This is a genomic window from Rhodoferax sp. ZS1R8 (assembly GCF_056521325.1).
This window is the reverse complement of the sequence record NZ_JBWMBA010000006.1, coordinates 93761-109324: the sequence shown is the minus strand read 5'-3', so window position 1 is coordinate 109324 and position 15564 is coordinate 93761. Positions and strand designations below refer to the sequence as shown.

At 62.3% G+C, this 15564-nt stretch carries 18 protein-coding genes; 6 read left to right on the top strand and 12 right to left on the bottom strand.

Annotated elements, in window-relative coordinates:
* Positions 1–2 precede the first annotated feature (2 nt).
* Complete coding sequence (gene creB, locus AC097P_RS20050) at positions 3–761, bottom strand: two-component system response regulator CreB (protein ID WP_479612203.1); 759 nt, start codon at positions 759–761, stop codon at positions 3–5.
* Positions 762–979: 218 nt separating this feature from the next.
* Between creB and AC097P_RS20045 the strand changes: the two genes are divergently transcribed.
* A complete protein-coding gene (locus AC097P_RS20045) occupies positions 980–1906 on the top strand; it encodes a tetratricopeptide repeat protein (RefSeq protein ID WP_479612202.1) in 927 nt (308 codons plus the stop codon).
* A 37-nt stretch (positions 1907–1943) separates the two neighbouring features.
* Here AC097P_RS20045 and AC097P_RS20040 read toward each other — a convergent pair whose 3' ends face one another.
* Genes AC097P_RS20040 through AC097P_RS20030 form a run of 3 tightly spaced genes read right to left on the bottom strand, consistent with a single transcriptional unit; the run spans position 1944 to position 4739 of the window.
* Positions 1944–2384, bottom strand: a complete 441-nt coding sequence (locus AC097P_RS20040; RefSeq protein WP_479612201.1) for a hypothetical protein — start codon at positions 2382–2384, stop codon at positions 1944–1946.
* Positions 2385–2427: 43 nt separating this feature from the next.
* Entirely contained in the window at positions 2428–4275 is a 1848-nt protein-coding gene (locus tag AC097P_RS20035; protein ID WP_479612200.1) for a radical SAM protein, read from the bottom strand.
* 2 nt (positions 4276–4277) lie between these two features.
* Positions 4278–4739: a hypothetical protein gene (locus AC097P_RS20030; protein ID WP_479612199.1), complete on the bottom strand. Its 462-nt coding sequence runs from the start codon at positions 4737–4739 to the stop codon at positions 4278–4280.
* 215 nt (positions 4740–4954) lie between these two features.
* On the opposite strand from AC097P_RS20030, the gene AC097P_RS20025 reads away from it, so the two are divergent.
* Positions 4955–6115: an acyltransferase family protein gene (locus AC097P_RS20025; protein WP_479612198.1), complete on the top strand. Its 1161-nt coding sequence runs from the start codon at positions 4955–4957 to the stop codon at positions 6113–6115.
* On the opposite strand, the gene AC097P_RS20020 is transcribed toward AC097P_RS20025, so the two are convergent.
* From AC097P_RS20020 to AC097P_RS20000, 5 genes are all read right to left on the bottom strand, one after another.
* Positions 6093–7073, bottom strand: a complete 981-nt coding sequence (locus AC097P_RS20020) for a potassium channel beta subunit family protein (RefSeq protein ID WP_479612197.1) — start codon at positions 7071–7073, stop codon at positions 6093–6095. The genes AC097P_RS20025 and AC097P_RS20020 overlap by 23 nt on opposite strands.
* Before the next feature lie 96 nt (positions 7074–7169).
* Positions 7170–9047 (bottom strand): potassium transporter Kup, encoded by a 1878-nt coding sequence (locus AC097P_RS20015; RefSeq protein ID WP_479612196.1) that lies wholly within the window; start codon positions 9045–9047, stop codon positions 7170–7172.
* Between the two features lie 112 nt (positions 9048–9159).
* Positions 9160–9846, bottom strand: a complete 687-nt coding sequence (locus tag AC097P_RS20010) for a response regulator (RefSeq protein ID WP_479612195.1) — start codon at positions 9844–9846, stop codon at positions 9160–9162.
* Positions 9843–11357, bottom strand: a complete 1515-nt coding sequence (locus AC097P_RS20005) for a DUF4118 domain-containing protein (RefSeq protein WP_479612194.1) — start codon at positions 11355–11357, stop codon at positions 9843–9845. Before AC097P_RS20005 ends, AC097P_RS20010 begins: the two co-directional genes overlap by 4 nt.
* A 38-nt stretch (positions 11358–11395) precedes the next feature.
* Positions 11396–11563: a hypothetical protein gene (locus AC097P_RS20000; protein WP_479612193.1), complete on the bottom strand. Its 168-nt coding sequence runs from the start codon at positions 11561–11563 to the stop codon at positions 11396–11398.
* A gap of 10 nt (positions 11564–11573) precedes the next feature.
* Here AC097P_RS20000 and AC097P_RS19995 point away from each other — a divergent pair, with 10 nt between their 5' ends.
* From AC097P_RS19995 to AC097P_RS19985, 3 genes are all read left to right on the top strand, one after another.
* A complete protein-coding gene (locus tag AC097P_RS19995) occupies positions 11574–11702 on the top strand; it encodes a sigma factor-like helix-turn-helix DNA-binding protein (protein WP_479612192.1) in 129 nt (42 codons plus the stop codon).
* Positions 11703–11867: 165 nt separating this feature from the next.
* A complete protein-coding gene (locus AC097P_RS19990) occupies positions 11868–12371 on the top strand; it encodes a hypothetical protein (protein ID WP_479612191.1) in 504 nt (167 codons plus the stop codon).
* Between the two features lie 316 nt (positions 12372–12687).
* Positions 12688–13125, top strand: a complete 438-nt coding sequence (locus AC097P_RS19985; RefSeq protein ID WP_479612190.1) for a helix-turn-helix domain-containing protein — start codon at positions 12688–12690, stop codon at positions 13123–13125.
* Between the two features lie 64 nt (positions 13126–13189).
* Here the strand turns inward: AC097P_RS19985 and AC097P_RS19980 are convergent, their stop codons facing one another.
* Genes AC097P_RS19980 through AC097P_RS19970 form a run of 3 tightly spaced genes read right to left on the bottom strand, consistent with a single transcriptional unit; the run spans position 13190 to position 14812 of the window.
* Positions 13190–14059 carry a methylglyoxal synthase gene (locus tag AC097P_RS19980; RefSeq protein ID WP_479612189.1) on the bottom strand — a complete coding sequence of 290 codons (870 nt, stop codon included), beginning with the start codon at positions 14057–14059 and terminating at the stop codon, positions 13190–13192.
* A gap of 10 nt (positions 14060–14069) precedes the next feature.
* Positions 14070–14348, bottom strand: coding sequence for a hypothetical protein (locus AC097P_RS19975; RefSeq protein WP_479612188.1), 279 nt, complete (start codon positions 14346–14348; stop codon positions 14070–14072).
* Positions 14349–14398: 50 nt separating this feature from the next.
* Complete coding sequence (locus AC097P_RS19970; protein WP_479612187.1) at positions 14399–14812, bottom strand: VOC family protein; 414 nt, start codon at positions 14810–14812, stop codon at positions 14399–14401.
* Between the two features lie 264 nt (positions 14813–15076).
* Between AC097P_RS19970 and AC097P_RS19965 the strand changes: the two genes are divergently transcribed.
* Positions 15077–15562, top strand: a complete 486-nt coding sequence (locus AC097P_RS19965; RefSeq protein ID WP_479612186.1) for a GyrI-like domain-containing protein — start codon at positions 15077–15079, stop codon at positions 15560–15562.
* The last annotated feature ends 2 nt before the right edge of the window (positions 15563–15564 follow it).

Sequence of the window (15564 nt, the reverse complement as noted above, 5' to 3'; positions counted from 1 at the left end):
CATCACTGTGGAACTCCCGGCAAGTCCTCGTTCAGCGCATAGCCCGTGCCGCGCAGCGTGCGGATCGGTTCCAGCCCCGGCGCCACGAGCTTGAGCTTGGCACGCAGCGTCTTGATGTGGGCGTCTACCGTGCGATCAAAGCTGTCGTTGGCGTCACCCCAGACCTTTTGCAGCAGCTCGTCGCGGGTGAACACGCGCCCCGGCTTTTGCACCAGCAGGCGCAGCACGCCGTATTCGTAGCGCGACAGTTCCAGCAAGCGGCCGTAGAAGCGGATCTGGTGGCGCTCTTCGTCCAGCAGCCACAACGCGGGTGTTGGCGCCGCGGAGGTTGGCGCTTGTGCTGCAATGGGCTCGGGCGTGGCGGGGGTGGCGACAGCAGGCCGGGCACTGCGGCGCAGTATCGTGCGCACCCGCGCCACCAGCTCGCGCGGCGAAAACGGCTTGGCAATGTAGTCATCCGCGCCCAGCTCCAGGCCGACCACGCGGTCAATCTCGTCGCTGCGGGCGGTCAGGAACAGCATCGGCACCTGGTTGCCGCCAGGCAGAGCCTGTAGGCGGCGAAACAGCTCGAAACCGTTCATGTCTGGCAGGCCCACATCCAGCACGGCCAGCGCCGGCAACTCGGAGGCAAACTGCGCCAGGGCCTCGGCCGCGGTACTGCACCACACGGGCGCAAAGCCGTCGGTGGACAGCACATATTGCAGCGTATCGGCGATGCCGGATTCGTCTTCCACCAGAAGGATGCGCGGTTTGGGAGTCATATGGACGCTATGGTAACGGGCGACACAGCAAAGCCTGGCTGCAGCAAAATCTGTTGACCAAATCTGCCTCTAGCCCTCGTCAGATGTGCGTAAGCAGCTATCAAAATAGGAGCATTTTCTGCAGCGCTTCCTCCGCTTTACACGGCAGACACTTGATTTGCTACGGCCCGCCGCCATTTGCTGCCTACAAACAAGTCTGTTTGAAGGAGGTAAGGTCTATGCGGTTTTCTTCCCTATCCCGGCGCGTGGCCCCTTGGCTGCTGGTCGCGGCCCTGGCGGGTTCGTCCGGCTTGGCTATGGCCCAGGCCGAGCCCACGCTGAACCAGATCTATGCCACGGCGCAGGCCGGCAAGCTGGACCAGGCGCAGGTCATGGTCCAGCAGGTGCTGATCGGCCACCCGCAAAGCGCCAAGGCCCACTTCGTGCGCGCCGAGCTGTACGCCCGCCAGGGCGATCTGGTCCGTGCCCGCGATTCGCTGGCCACGGCCGAGAAGCTATCGCCCGGGCTGGCATTTGCCAAACCGGAGGCGGTACAGGCGCTGCGCACGCAACTGTCGGCCACACGCGCCGCGCCGCGGGCAAGCACGAGCACGCTGCCCGATCGCGTATCGGTGGCCGATGCTGGCTCCGCAAGCCCCACGCATACCAGCCAGGCGCCAGCGTCGTCTTCGTCCTCTTGGGGTCTGCCTCTGCTGCTGGCGGGTGCAGCCATTGTGGCGGGCTACTTCATGTTCCGCCGCCAGGCTCCGGCTCCGCAGGCTGCTGCGGGCGGGTATGTGCCGCAGGGTGGCCTGAGCGGTCCCCAGGCCTTTGGCATGGGTGGGGCCACCGCGGGCTACCCACCCGCGGGTGGCTACGCACCGCCTACGGGCTCCGGCATGGGCGGGCGCATTCTGGGTGGCGTGGCTACCGGCCTGGCCGTGGGTGCCGGTGTCATGGCCGCCGAAGCCATAGGGCGCAACCTGATGGGTGGCCACCACAGCGCGGATACCGGCTCGCTGGGCGGTGGTAGCGGCGGTACGCGCGACAACGACTACCAGTCTTTGTTGAACAGCAACCCCGACATGGGCGGTGCCGACTTTGGCATCAACGATGCTGGCGGCTGGGATAGCGGGGGTGGTGATGGTGGCGACTGGGACAACTAACGGATCGATACAACCAACGAGCTGATAGCGGTCTGCCCTACCCGTTGTTGTTATTGTTGTTGTTATTGTTATTGTTGTTGTTATTACTGCTGCGTTGCTTGTCTTTGGCAGCGGCAGCGGTCCCTGCGGTGGTGCCGGGCATGGCCAGTAGCAGGCCAGCGGTGCCCAGCATCACCAACTGCGCGTTCTGGCTGAAGGCGGGGCCGTCGATGGCCGAGAGTTTGGCGGCGTTGCACCATAGCGTCTTCTCCTGCCGTGCCTTGGGCACCTCGTAGTGGGCGGTGACGTGGCCGCGGCTATAGCAGGACACCGCGCCCCGCTGGTAGATCAAGTGGTCGTCTTTCAGGCGCGACGCGTCCATCAACCAGTGCACCAGGGTCTCCTCCAGCTCGGTGCGCTCGGTACCGTCGTCCAGGCGCAGCGCGTTCAGAAAGCATTCCACGGTGTAGGCGGTGCGTTGCAAGTCTTGGGGTTGCATGGCGGTTGGCTCCGGTTCAGTGCGGGGGTGTCAGGGTAGGGGGTCACGCTAGGTAGTGGAACTCAAAGTTCTGGAACGGCAAGTTGGCCGTTTGCACATGGTAGAAGGCGTTGTTCTTCTGCTTCTGGTAGTGGTAGTCGCGCAGGTAGCTGGTCGTCACAAACAGGTTGTTCAGCACGCCGCGCTGGAAGTGGGCGCTGTGCAGTTGCAGCAGCCCTGACAGATCGCACTGCAGAAATTCGTCGCCATAAACCTCGCTGGCTTGCAGGCAGTTGGCGTATAGCTGGTAGGTGAACACATGCTCCTGCTTGGTGCGCTGTTCGTCGCCATAGACCACCGGCGTATCGCGCAGTAGCTGCAGGTACAGCGTGTTGCGGATGGGCTCGTCGCAGTGGGCCAGCAACACGTCGCGGCGCAGGTGCAGCACGATGTTGTCACCAGCCACCAGCGTGTGCTGCGTGCGCTGCTGCTTGAACAATTGCGAATCCAGTGGTACCGCTTCGTCACCCAGGTGCAGCACAAAGGCGGGTGCACTGAACACGCTCTGCAGAACGGCGTTGCTGGCGATCAGTGCCTGCAGCGTGTTCTTGGCATCGGTCAGGTCGTTGGGCAGCATCAGGCGGTCGGGCGCGGGCTGCGCCGGGGCTTTGGCAAAAGCCAGGCTGGGGTGCATGCGGTGGGCATAGTGCTGGGCATAGTCTTGTTGCTCCTCGGGTGCATCGGCAGGGTAGGACAAGGGGTTGTCCGCGTAGATCGTCTTCTGCAGGCCGCAGGTATACGAGCGCGCCTTGCGGCTCTGGTACTTGACGACCGGGCAACCCGTGTTGCACGTCGACAGGTGGCCGCAGCCCTGGCAGGATTTGTCAAAGCCGAGCGACTGGTGCACCTGGCGAATCTTGCGTGCGCCGTTGTCCAGTATGTCGATAATCGGGTCCTCAAACACATTGCCGTAGCGAAATTCCGCAATGCCCTGGCCGCGCACGCAGGAGTAGACCGCGCCATCGCTTTGCAGCAGGTAGAAGCGCTCGCCGCAGTTGGATGCGTTGGTGCAGTAGGACGGCTTGAATTCATCAAACCAGTTGCGCAGCAGGCCTTCTTCCAGCTCGGTGCCGGTGAACTCGGCTTTCAACGCGTCGTACAGCTGCTGTTGCTGTGCGGCGGTGGCCGGGGCCAGCGCGCCATCGCCCTTGGCTGCGCGGTTGAGTTCGGAGCCGAATGCAAACATCAGGTTGAACTGGTTCATGTCAAAGCCCAGCTCGCGGTGGATGTACCAGATGTCTTTCACCAGGGCGGGGATGTCGCGCAGGTGTTCGGCGGACAGCGTGGCCGATATCTTCTTGGCGTGCGGGTAGCGCGCCAGCAGGCGGATGTTGTCCAGCGTGCGGGGCAGCCAGTCAGTGCCGCCGCGCGTCGTACGGTGCTTGGCGTGCAGGGCCAGTGGCAAATCAATGCTGGCGCTGATGGACACCTTGTGCCGGTCGAACAGTTCGTACAGCGGCGCAAACTTGAACAGGTTGGTCTTGATGTGCGGCGATGATTTCTTGTGGCCCTGTGCGTTCAGCGCGTCGAAGTTTTGCAGGTAGTGGCCGCGTATGGCGACAAACAGCTCTTCCAAAATCGGCTGTGGCAGCGTAGTCACTTCGCCGCCATGCAGCGATACGTTGAAGGCCAGCACGCCCGCTTGCTGCATCGCATCCAGAGCGTGGCGCAGCGTGGCCACCGCGCGGCTTGCATCCAGCTTCAGTGCGGCCTCGGTGGTCTGCTTGCCCAGGTAGCAGTAGCTGCAGCTGAGGTTGCAGCACAGTGTCGGCACGTACAGCAGGTGGATGAAACGGCTGGGCGCCTTGGGAGCGGCCTGCTCGATAACATTCACCGGCAAGGCGGCGTTCATGCTCAGGCACCCATCATCACGACATTGGCGGATGCCGCGCGCACCTTGTCCATGATCTTGCTGGACACCTTGTCAAACTTCTTGGCCTTGTTCTTGGCAATCTTGTCCTTCTTGCGGGCGCCGGTGGGGAACTTGTCGCGCTCCAGTACAAAGGCTTTGCCGTTGGTGCACTCCAGCCGCAGCTTGCCCTGCGAGCGCGTCAGCGTCATGCGCTTCACATTGCCAAAGTAGACGATGGCATTGCCGCACAACAGGTAGCGCGGGCCTAGCAACAGCTGGCGTGGTACGGAAAACCAGGCAATGGCGGGCACGACCAGCAAAAAGGCCCCAACCGGCGAGGCGGTCAGGCCAATGACCGCTATCGCCACGACCAGGCTGACCACCGTAAAAATCATCCGCTGCTTGCTACGGCTGACGCCGTCGTTATGCTGGTACTTGAAAGTGGCGAACTCGGTCGGTGTCATGGCAGTCCTTTCAGAGCCAGAGGTAAGGCGGTATCCAATGCGGTTTGCACCGGCGCATCGGCGGGTCCTTGTGTCCTGTGGAGACGGGCTTTGGAGTGCTGCAGATTTTGGCATTGAATCATGAATAATCTTCAGCGGGTCGCCACCTGCGCCGCAATACTGTTGCAAAATCGCGGCCCAGCTGCCATCCCGCCGGCCCGCCGCCGCCCTATCCAGTGACCACTTCTTCCACGCTTCCCGGCGTCACGCGCGACTCCTCAATCGATCTGTTGCGCGGCATAGCCATTCTGCTGGTCATGTTGCTCCACTTTACGCTGGCCTTCGGCTTGGGCAACAGTCCTCTCGGTGACGTGCTGGGCAAGAGGGTCCTGGGCGCAATTTTGTTGAACGGCAACTACGGGGTAACGATGTTTTTCGTTATCTCGGGCTATCTGATCACATCGCATGCATTGCGGCGTTTTGGCAGCTTGCAAGCCATCGATTGGCGTGCGTTTTATGCGATGCGGGTTGCACGCATCTTCCCCAGCCTGTTGTTGGCGCTGGCCATCATCGTGCCTTTGGGTCTCCTGGAGGCGCCCTTCTTCAACAACAGCGATGACGGCCATGACTTCCCCGCCTCCTTCTTTTTGTTGGCGGCCGGGTCTGTGCTGAGCTTCTGGCACAACGTGCTGATGGCCCACGTGGGCTGGTTCAATTACTGCCTGAATGTTTACTGGTCGCTATCCGTGGAAGAGGTGTTTTACCTGGTCTTTCCACTGGCCTGCATAGCGCTGAAGAGCCAGCGCAAGCTGGTTGCGCTGTGCGTGTTCTTCATCGTTCTGGCCCCGGTCTACCGCTACCAGAATGCGGGCGATGAGTTGTTGTTTGAATGCGGCTACCTGGCGTGTTTTGATGCCATCTCCATCGGATGCCTCACAGCCATGGTGGCGCAGCGCTGGCAGCCTCAACCCAAACTGGAAACAGCGTTTCGCGGGCTCGGCGCGCTGGGGTTGGTAGCCACGTACCTGTGGGGCATCCGCGGCCACGAGTCATTCGGGTTTACCGCTGTCTCCATCTGCACCGCGGTACTGCTGATAGCCAGACCGCAAGGACAGCGCGTTGGTAGCAAGCCCGGTCTGGCAATGCGCGGCATGGGCTGGATGGGCCGGCACAGCTACGAGCTGTACCTGTTTCATGTCATTGTGCTGGCGGTCATGCGCAACATCACGGACCGCGAGCACCTGAGCTATGCCATGCGCCTGCCGTGGCTGGCGGTTTTCCTGCTGGTGTCGTCGGGCATTGCAGCCCTGGTCTCAAAATACTGGGGCGAACCCATGAATGCATGGGTCCGCGCCCGGCTGTCGGCCCGGCTGCTTACTCGGCCAGTGCCAGCGTAGCGGCGTCGATCTTTTCCATCACGGCGGGGGTCAGCTTGTCCAGCACGGCCAGCGCACCCAGGTTCTCCTGCAGCTGCGCCATGCGCGAAGCGCCGGTGATGACGGTGCTGACGCGTGGGTTGTGTGCAGCCCAGGCAATCGCCAACTGGCCCAGCGTGCAGCCCAGTTCGGACGCCACCACTTCCAGCTTGGTCACTGCGGCATTGCGTGCGGCGTCGGTCAGACCCTTCAGCAAAAAGTCCATTCCCTTCACAGAACCGCGGCTGCCTTCGGGCACCCCGCTGCGGTACTTGCCGGTCAGCAGGCCGCTGGCTAGCGGGCTCCACGTGGTCAGGCCCAGGCCGATGTCTTCATAGAGGCGGGCGTATTCCACCTCCACGCGTTTGCGGTGCAACACGTTGTACTGGGGTTGCTCCATCACCGGCTTGTGCAGGTGGTGGCGCTCGGCAATCTCCCATGCGGCGCGGATGTCGCTGGCCGACCATTCGCTGGTGCCCCAGTACAGCGCCTTGCCCTGGCTGATCATGTCGCTCATGGCCCATACGGTTTCTTCGATGGGGGTGTGCGGATCGGGGCGGTGGCAGTAAACCAGGTCGATGAAGTCCAGGTCCATGCGCTTGAGCGATCCGTCTATGGCCTGCATCAGATACTTGCGGTTCAGCGTGTCTTTGCGGTTGATCGGCTGCTCGTCGCGCGACAGGCCCCAGAAGAACTTGGTGGACACCACATAGTTGAGCCGCGGCCAGTTCAGTGCCTTGATGGCCTCGCCCATCACGGTTTCGCTCTTGCCCAGCGCATAGACCTCGGCGTTGTCAAAGAAGTTGACACCGGCGTCATAGGCCGCGGCCAGCATTTCCTTGGCGGCCGACACATCGACCTGGTTGTGGTAGGTGACCCACGAACCGAGAGATAGGGTACTGACTTGGAGGCCACTGCGGCCCAGACGGCGGTATTGCATGCATGCACCTTATGTGATGAGAGAGGACGTTGAAGTGGACCGATTGTGTCAGCAAACCTCGAAACCCCTACACGCTGCAGGCCCTTCACGCAATGGCTAGATCTGCACCCGCGTCCCCAGTTCAATGACGCAGTTGTTGGGTAGCTTGAAGAAGCCCGCCACGCTTCCCGCATTGCGCGACATCAGTGCAAAGAAGGCTTCGCGCCAATGGGCCATACCTGTTCCGTGGGTCGGCACCACGATCTCGCGGCTCAGGAAATAGGATGTCTCGAACAAATTGATGGCCAGGCCCTGGGCCTTGCACAATTCGAGTGCTTTGGGGATATCAGGGGTGTTCTTGAAGCCGTAATTCACCTGCACGCGCCAAAAGCCGGCGACCAGTGCTTCCACCTGTACGCGCTCGTCAAACGCGATCCACGGCACATCATGGAACACCACGGTCAGTATCAGGTTGCGCTCGTGCAGCACCTGGTTGTGCTTGAGGTTATGCATCAATGCCTGGGGCACGGTGTCTGGGTTGGCAACCGCGTACACAGCGGTGCGCGACGCGCGGTGCGCGGTGTCGGCAGACAGTGCAGTTATGAAGGGCAGCAGTTCCGGGTCGTCGTGGCGAATGCTGTCCATCAGCAGTTCGCGGCCACGGCGCCAGGTGGCCATCACCATGAAGATGGCCATTCCCAGAACCAGTGGGAACCAACCGCCCTGCAAGAGCTTGATTGAGCAAGAGGCGACCAGCAGCGCATCCAGCGCCAGGAATGCACCGGTGGCTGCCAGCGCTACGGGTAGCGGGTAGTTCCAGCCGTGTCGCACAACGAAAAAGGTCAGTATCGTGGTGATCAGCATCGTTACGGTCACGGCTATGCCATAGGCAGCGGCCATTGCCGAGGAGCTTCCAAACCCTACAACCGCCAGCAGCACCGAGACCAGCAGCAGCCAGTTCACGCCAGGCATATAGATTTGCCCGGCTTCCTTGGCATTGGTGTAGTGGACCTGCATGCGGGGCAGCAGGCCCAGCTGCATAGCCTGCTTCGTCATCGAATAGGCGCCAGAAATGACGGCTTGCGACGCAATGACGGTGGCAATGGTGGCGAGCACCACCATGGGTATCAGAAAGGCTTCGGGGAACATGCGAAAGAACGGGTTCTCAATGGCCGCCGGGTTGCGCATCAGCAGCGCGCCCTGGCCCATGTAGTTGATCGCCAGGGCAGGCAAGACCAGGCCGGTCCATGCCAACTGGATGGGGCGCTTGCCGAAATGGCCCATGTCGGCATACAGCGCCTCTGCACCCGTAAATGCCAGCACGATCGCGCCTACAGCTACAAATACATGCCAGCCCTGGTCGTAGAGAAACGCCAGACCGTTGAGCGGGTTGAGCGCGGCCAAAATCGCCGGCTGTTGCGCGATCTCAACCACACCCACCAGGCTCAGCACCGCAAACCAGACCACAATGACCGGACCAAACAATTTGCCCACCACGCCCGTGCCAAAACGCTGCATCGCAAACAGACCGACGATAACGGCCATGCAGATGGGCAACACGTAGGGCTTGAAGGCCGGGGTTACCACCTCCAGCCCTTCCACTGCACTGAGTACTGATATGGCCGGGGTGATGACGCTGTCACCATAAAACAGCGCAGCGCCAAATACGCCGATCAACAGCAGCACGGTCTTGGCCCGAGGTGTGCCGCCAGCGGTTTTGACGGCCAATGCGGTCAGCGCCATGATCCCGCCTTCGCCCCGGTTGTCGGCCCGCAAAATCAACACAACGTATTTGAGCGTGACAACCAGCATCAGCCCCCAGAAGATGACGGAAACCACGCCAATGATGTGCGCCGCATCCAGCGGTATTCCCATGTGGGGGTTGAACACCTCTTTCATCGTGTACAGCGGGCTGGTGCCGATGTCGCCGTACACGACGCCCAGAGCGCCCAGTGTGAGAGCCGCGAGGCTGTCCTTGTTCGTGGTTTTGACCATTGCAAACTATTCTTGGTGAAGAAGACTGCACTGTCGGGCAGCAAGCATCAGGAACGCATAAGTACCGTGTCAGCAGCGCAAGTGCGGGGCGCTGCGCTGCCGCGGCCAGGCTTCAGTCCACCGCCAGGCGGTAGCCGACCCCGGTTTCTGTCAGCAGGTGCCGGGGTTCTGCGGGATCGTGCTCGATCTTGGCCCGCAACTGGCCCATGTAGAGGCGCAGGTAGTGCGTATGCTCCGTAAATTCAGGCCCCCACACATCGGTCAACAGTTGCCGGTGCGTTACCACGCGGCCCGCACTGCGCACCAGCCGCGCCAGCAGCTTGAACTCTGTGGGTGTGAGGTGCACGGTTTCGCCGCCCCTTTGAACCTGGTGCAACCGCAAGTCCACGCACAGGTCCTCCAGCGCATGGACCGTGATTGCCGCCGCCAATGCCGTGCCACGGTGGCGCAGCGCCACCCGCATGCGGGCCAGCAGCTCGGCCACGCTGAAGGGTTTGGTCAGGTAGTCGTCTGCACCAGCATCCAGCAAAGCAATTTTTTGTGCCTCCTGGTGCCGTGCGGAGACTACCAAAATCGGTGTGGTGTGTTGCCTACGCACTTGCTGCACCAGCTCCACCCCATCGCCATCGGGCAGGCCCAGGTCCAGCACGATGAGGTCGGGCGGGGAATGTGCCAGCAATGCTTTGGCCTCGCACAGTGTCACGGCGGTCTGCACGTCAAACCCCTCCACCGACAGCGACGACTGGATCAGCGCCCGGATTTCACGGTCGTCCTCCACTACCAGCACACGCAGGCTCATGTCGGTACCTCCGATACGGGTTGCTGTGGGTCCACCGGCAAGGTCAGCACAAAGCTGCTACCGCCCCCGCTGCGCCGGAACACGGACAGCGTGCCGCCGTGTGCCTGGGCGATTGCTTTGCACACGGCAAGCCCCAGCCCGGCGCCCCGCTGTCCGGAATGGTCGTTGCGCGAATATGGCTCAAAAATGGCGGTTTGCTGGCCGTCCGGTATGCCGGGCCCACGGTCCTTGACGGAAATCTGCAAGCTGTCGTCTGCGGTGCCGACGATCAGGTCAATCGCGTCGGCGCTGTAGTGCAGCGCGTTGTCCAGCAGATTGCCCAAGAGCTGCGCAACCAGCACCGGGTCGGCCTGGATCAGGGGCAGGCCTTCGGGCACGCGGGACTTGATGCGCCGGGTGGGGTCACGCTGGCGCAGGCGGGCCAGCACCGAGCCGACAATTTCTTCCACGGACTCCCAGTCCAGCCGGATGTCTTGCGTGGCATTGGACAAGCGCACCAGCTGCAGCGTATTTTCTGTAACCGTAGACAGGTACGACGCCTCGCTGACAATGCTGGCCAGCAACCTGTCTTGCTCCGTTGGGTCCAGCTTGTCACGCTGGGTCTGCAAGGCCGACGCAGCGCCCACGACGGCCGCCAGCGGGGTGCGAAAGTCGTGCGAAATGGCCGCCAGAAACGTGCTTTGCACCTGTTGGCGCTGGGCCTCGGTGTGCGCGTCGTGCATGGATGTAGCCAGCCGCTGGCGCAATAGCGCCTGTGCCAGCAACGTGGACAAAGCCTGTGCGTGTGCGCGACCATCTGCGTCGGCCGCATCGGCAGGTTCAACGCATACCGCGCCACAGCGTTGGCCCGATGCCAACAATGGCAGATACCACGCGTTCAGTCCGGGCCAGCGCCCGGTACCCGGCCCCAGCACGGCGGCTTCGCGCATGCAGCAATTCAGGCCGTCCCCCCGCGACGAGCGCTGGGCATCAGAAAGTTGTAGCATGCCGTGGGCATCGCACAAAGCCAGCACGTTGGGGCCGGCGAAGGCTCTGTCCAGCGCCTGCTGGCCCAAGGCCTGGATGCCTGGTTCGCTGTTTGCGCTGGCCAAGGCCGTGGCCAATTCCTGCAGTTGGCGCGAGCGGCGCGCGTGGAGTCGGGCTGTGTCGCTCTCGCGCCGCAGGCCTGCGACCAAATGGCTGATGACCAGGGCCAGCAGCAGCATAGTGAACAGCGTGATCAGGTGCTCCCGGCTCTCGACTTCCAGCGTCCAGCGCGGTGGCACGAAGAAGAAATTGAAAGCGGTGACCGCGCCCACCGCCGCCGCAACCGATTCTCGCCAGTGCAGCGTGTAGGCCGCGATGACAACGGCCAGCACATAGACCATGGCCTGGCTGGTCAACGAGACATGGTGGTCCAGCGCAAATCCCAGCACCGTTGCGGCGACCAGCAGGCCCGCCAGCAGCAGCCAGCGGTGTAAGGCGGACTGGCGCCGCGGTGTAGAAATGGAATGGGTAGCGGCATGTTGCATGGCGCGCCCAGCGTACCACCGTGGGCATCAGGATTGCATTAGGACCGCAGGTTCAGGTGGTCAAGCGCGAATGCCGCCGGCTGGGGCGGCAGGCCTTTCACTACGACCCGTACGACGAAGCAGCGGTAGAGCAGTGGGCGGCCACCCACTCGGCCGACGAGCTGCGGGTGGATCTGGCGGCGGCCTTGCAGTCGTTGCCGCCGCATTACCTGGATATTGCTGCTGCGCGATTTCGAGGAGCTTTCGATCGCCGAGATTGCGGACCAGCTGCAACTGACGCCGGCGGCGGTCAAGAGCCGGCTGCACCGGGCACGCACGCTAACTCGGGAGTACCTGCTGGCCTGATGCGCGGGCCGTTTTTGGTGGTCTGCAAGGGGGTTACGGCGCGTTACAACTCACACACTTTGACGCGTGTTGCGCAGCGTTGCCCCACCCACAATGGGCCACCTGAAGCGCTGGCGATCCCCGCCAGGCACGCCAGCAGGCACTGCCTTCGATTGGAGCCCATCCATGCAAGAGTTGAGTCAACAACAAGCCACCCAAGCTGCTGCCGCCATCAAGGAACTCGAAGCCCTGTACGCCAAGTTTGTGCAGTGCGCCAAGGCGCCGTCACCGAACTGGAAGCCGGAGCTGGGCAATATCGCCGCTGCCGGGTCGGGCATCACCTGCTACGGCCTGGGCTGCAAGATCACGGCCGGGCCCCGCGCGGTGGCCTTGCACGGGCGCATACAGGCGCTGGAGTTTGACTTCACCCATGCCTGGGATGGCACCGACCACCCGCTGCTGCGCCTGTACCTGCAACCCAATGGCTGGTTCACGCGCGACCTGGCAGGCCAGCAGCACTTTCACAACCACGATGACCCTGCCATCAAGGACGACCTGGTGTTGGAGCTGTGCACCGCACTGCTGGCGTCGCCAGCCTTTGCGCCCAAGCCTGGCACGCAGGTCGTGGATACCACGCGGGTCGTCAGTCTGGGCGCGTCGTACCGGGGGCGTGTGCAAGCGGTAGGCTGACACGGGGGGTGGCGCTATGTGTGGGCGTTTGAACGGGCCCACAGCGATGTGCAGTGCAGGCCCGCCGAACAGATAGATTGTGGTCAAATCGGGCTGTAGCCCTCGTGCAGCGTGTGTAAGCTGCTATGAATTTGTGAGTGATTTCGGCGGAGGTGCAATGGCTGATGCGTTTGTGCGGGCCTGCAGCACAAGGCTGGTTTGTTCCATTCAGACGACAGAAAGCATAGTCAGGTATAAACGACGCGCGGGTGGTGGCCACTCCCCTCTCGCTGATTCGTTCGTTGGACACACCACATTAGAGCTATTGAAAGCCCCCATGAGTTCGCTGATCACATCCCTCAAATCCGAAATTACACGCGTAGCGCGCAAAGAGCTCAAGGGTGAGCTGCAATCGCTTCGCAAAATCACCACTGCACACCGCTCCGAGATTGCAGCATTGAAGCGCCAGCTGAAGGCCCTTGTGTCTGAGCTTAAAACCGTCAAGCGTGCGTCTGGTAAGGCTGCCAAAGCCCCATCCGCCGCTGAAGAACCCAAGTCGCCTGGCCGTATCCGCTTCAGTGCTGAGCGCCTCGCCGCCCACCGGTCTAAATTGGGATTGACGCAAACCGACATGGCAAAGCTGCTCGCAGCGTCCTCCCTTTCCGTGCATAAATGGGAATCCGGCGCTGTGCAGCCACGCGCAGCGCAGCTGCAAAAGATCGCGGCTGCCTTGAAGCTGGGCAAGCGGGAAGCGGCTGCACTGCTGCAGCAGTGACAGGCGGCCTTCCGTCTGCGTTCGGCCCGCCTGGGGTTTGCCTGGGGTCTGCGGCCGGCGATCGTTAACGCAACAGCGCCACAGCCTGCGCCCACTGCCGCGCCATGGCCGGTGTGTTGTAGCAGGTGGTGGCGTGGCGGGTGCTGCAGACGGCGCGCTCCATCAGCTGGATGTCAGCCTCGTGCTGGCGGGCCACATGCGGGTCTTCAAAGAAGATGACCTTGTCGCAACGCTGGTCCAGCACCAGTTCGGCAATCTGCGCGTCTCCTCCTAACGGGCCGCTTTGGTAGCAGGTCACCCAGGGCTGCAGCGCCGGCCACCCGCGCGACCAAGCCATTGCGTTCAGGCGGCTGCCGGTCGTGCCGGTTGCCACGCGCCCTCCAAAGCGCGACAGGGTGTCGAAGTGTTCGGCGGCAAAGGCCACCATGGTGTCTTTCAGCGCATCGTGGGCAATCAGCGCCGCGACTTGCTTCTCCAGCGCGAACATCGGCGCGGCTTCAGGCACGCTGGCAGTAGCACTGAGACCGCCATTGGCCAACTCCACCGCCACCCATTCCAGGGCGCCTGCCAGTGTGGACACAAACGGCTTGCCGTGTATCACGCACTGGCGTTTGAGCGCCAGGGCCTCTGGGTAGATGGAGGTCGGGTCCACCGGGTCGATCAGGAAGAACACGCCCTCCAGCGCGTCCTGCGGCTGCAGGCCGCCTGCCATGCGCGACACCAGGCGCATCAGCCCACCGTCCCGCCCGTTGCCCACCGCGGTGAGTTGTCCATCCAGCAGCTTGTATTTGGTCAACGCGTCATAGGCGCCGCCGGTGGCATGCAACCCCAGACGCAGCGTCTGCAAGCCGTGTTCGCAGGCGCGTGCCCAACGCAGCAGACTGCTATCGGGTCCCAGGCGGTGCAAGCGGTGCGCGACGAGTCCAAAGTTCATACCGACCTGCCTATTTGTCTTGTGACGGCTGAACGAAGAACACCATGCCGAATGCCCCCCAGGACACCGTTTTGCCATTGACCGTGGTGTACGAGGCCACGCCCAGTGGGTGGTAGGTCGATGCAAATGCGGCGATTGCTCCAAGCCCCAGCGCGCCGGCCAGTGGGCTGCGATCAGCGACTGCGGCTTTGATCTTGGTGCGGTGCTGCTCCGCAGACGGATTCAATACAAACGCCAAGACGACGACGGCGCCAGCCACCAGCGCGCAGACGAGGGAATTCTTTGACATGCAGACGTCCTTTTTTCTGTGGCCGGCCATTGTGCCCGACGGCACTCGTTCTAACTGTCAAACACCGTATCCAGGCTTTCAAAGCCCTTGACCTCGATCGGGTTGCCCGACGGGTCCAGGAAAAACATCGTGCCCTGTTCGCCCGGTTGGCCGGCAAAGCGAATGCCGGGCGGCATGACGAAGTTGACGTTGTGCGCCTGCAGCTTGTCGGCCAGCGCGCGCCATTCGGCCATTTGCAGGATGACGCCCAAATGTGGCATGGGCACCAGGTGCGCGCCCACCTTGCCGGTGTTGCTGGTGGCAAAGGGCGCGCCCAGGTGCAGCGAAATCTGGTGGCCAAAGAAATCAAAGTCAACCCAGGTGGCTGTGCTGCGCCCCTCGCGACAACCCAACAGCGTGCCGTAGAACTGGCGCGATGTGTCCAGATCGTGCACGTGGAAGGCCAGGTGAAAAATGGATGGCATGGAAGAAACCCCTTTGCGGTTTGCGCGCTGTCTGCATGCTGCGCAGTAGCCATAATCATGCCGTATGCAGCAGGCCTCCCACCACCGTACAGAGGTTTTTGGTTCCCGTTGAGGCCGCGCGACTTTAGGCAAATATCGACTGTAGCCCTCGTGGGGATAGCGTAAGCCGCTATAGAAAGCATAGCGATCTCAACTCCGCAAGATTTGTCAGGTGTTTGTTTCTAGACTGTGATGCATGTTCAACCCAGTCAGAGAAACAACACCATGACCACTCCCCAGTTCCCCCAATCCTTCGCCACCCTGCCCGACGCCATCACCGTTGTCGGCATTGAACTGCGCACATCCAATACGGTTGCCGCGCAGACCATACCGCCGCTGTGGCAGCGCTTTGGCCAGGAGAACGTGCTGGCTTCCATCACCGGCAAGCGCGGCGAAGACGTGTTCGCCGTCTACACGCATTTTGAGCATGCGGGCAGCAGCAACAACGGTCTGTATTCGCTGGTCATCGGCGCGGCGGTAGCACCCGATGCGCAGGTGCCTGCAGGCATGGTGCGGGTCGTTGTGCCGGCCTCCACACGCGCTGTGTTCGGCGTGGAGAAGGGGCGCTTTGATCTTGTGGGTGCCGCCTGGCAGACCATCTGGCAGCGCAGCGATTTGGCCAAGACTTTCATTGCAGAATACGAGCAGTACCACGCCAATGGCGAGATCACCGTTTCGATTGGCCTCAGTGCCACAGCCCCCAATACCTGATT

Bases quoted from the DNA above. Each gene is read 5' to 3' on its own strand.
- creB (WP_479612203.1), bottom strand. From the start codon at position 761: ATGACTCCCAAACCGCGCATCCTTCTGGTGGAAGACGAATCCGGCATC.
- AC097P_RS20045 (WP_479612202.1), top strand. From the start codon at position 980: ATGCGGTTTTCTTCCCTATCCCGGCGCGTGGCCCCTTGGCTGCTGGTC.
- AC097P_RS20040 (WP_479612201.1), bottom strand. From the start codon at position 2,384: ATGCAACCCCAAGACTTGCAACGCACCGCCTACACCGTGGAATGCTTT.
- AC097P_RS20035 (WP_479612200.1), bottom strand. From the start codon at position 4,275: ATGAACGCCGCCTTGCCGGTGAATGTTATCGAGCAGGCCGCTCCCAAG.
- AC097P_RS20030 (WP_479612199.1), bottom strand. From the start codon at position 4,739: ATGACACCGACCGAGTTCGCCACTTTCAAGTACCAGCATAACGACGGC.
- AC097P_RS20020 (WP_479612197.1), bottom strand. From the start codon at position 7,073: ATGCAATACCGCCGTCTGGGCCGCAGTGGCCTCCAAGTCAGTACCCTA.
- AC097P_RS20015 (WP_479612196.1), bottom strand. From the start codon at position 9,047: ATGGTCAAAACCACGAACAAGGACAGCCTCGCGGCTCTCACACTGGGC.
- AC097P_RS20010 (WP_479612195.1), bottom strand. From the start codon at position 9,846: ATGAGCCTGCGTGTGCTGGTAGTGGAGGACGACCGTGAAATCCGGGCG.
- AC097P_RS20005 (WP_479612194.1), bottom strand. From the start codon at position 11,357: ATGCAACATGCCGCTACCCATTCCATTTCTACACCGCGGCGCCAGTCC.
- AC097P_RS20000 (WP_479612193.1), bottom strand. From the start codon at position 11,563: ATGCGGCGGCAACGACTGCAAGGCCGCCGCCAGATCCACCCGCAGCTC.
- AC097P_RS19990 (WP_479612191.1), top strand. From the start codon at position 11,868: ATGCAAGAGTTGAGTCAACAACAAGCCACCCAAGCTGCTGCCGCCATC.
- AC097P_RS19985 (WP_479612190.1), top strand. From the start codon at position 12,688: ATGAGTTCGCTGATCACATCCCTCAAATCCGAAATTACACGCGTAGCG.
- AC097P_RS19980 (WP_479612189.1), bottom strand. From the start codon at position 14,059: ATGAACTTTGGACTCGTCGCGCACCGCTTGCACCGCCTGGGACCCGAT.
- AC097P_RS19975 (WP_479612188.1), bottom strand. From the start codon at position 14,348: ATGTCAAAGAATTCCCTCGTCTGCGCGCTGGTGGCTGGCGCCGTCGTC.
- AC097P_RS19970 (WP_479612187.1), bottom strand. From the start codon at position 14,812: ATGCCATCCATTTTTCACCTGGCCTTCCACGTGCACGATCTGGACACA.
- AC097P_RS19965 (WP_479612186.1), top strand. From the start codon at position 15,077: ATGACCACTCCCCAGTTCCCCCAATCCTTCGCCACCCTGCCCGACGCC.